Consider the following 633-nt stretch of genomic DNA (forward strand, 5'->3'; position numbering starts at 1 on the left):
ATGACAACGCCCAACATTTTGCCATCGCGTAATACCGGTTCTATTAATATCCCTGCCAGTTTGCTAAAAGGCGTCACGCTTTTATCTATAGTAGTATGAGTGTTTTGCTGGGCATAAAAGCCCAAATCATTGGCCCATTTGACACCAATAGGAATCAACCCTTTGGCACATAATTGCTCATTGATCGTTTCTATTACAGGCATAGTAGCCAGCTTCACGCCTACAATTAACGATAGCAGTCCGCTGACAGGCGCTTGATACGGATGATACAGAGATAAATACACATTGCCCGCTGGCGACTGCCATGAGCGCTGATGCTGTCCGCGCCCACCACTTTGCATCTGCGCAGTCAAAAGATGTATTTTGTCACCGTCCAGAGTACCTGCTTCTAGGTCTGCTATCAGCTCGCTATTGGTTGAGATGCTACTCGTAAGGTGACGATGATTAAGGTTGGATGATAAGCTAGATAACATAGCGGATACGCTCGTAAGTTTCGTCAGCATTTAAAAAGGGTGGCGTCAGTATTTCATGCAACTGTTTTTAATATGGTAAATTGAATATAAAACTGTCGTGTAAGTTTAAACGCGCTACTGGTATAAATTTTACTTGCGTGCTGTGCCTACGCCGCTTGAT

Annotated in this window: 1 protein-coding gene; it reads right to left on the minus strand. The window is 44.1% G+C overall.

All coding sequences use genetic code 11. From position 1 onward, the window contains the following. Positions 1-473: biotin--[acetyl-CoA-carboxylase] ligase (locus ACTXGO_RS15755; RefSeq protein ID WP_443575181.1), on the minus strand; the 473-nt coding region annotated here is incomplete at its 3' end. Positions 474-633 lie beyond the last annotated feature (160 nt).

It is taken from the genome of Psychrobacter sp. T6-1 (assembly GCF_052258445.1).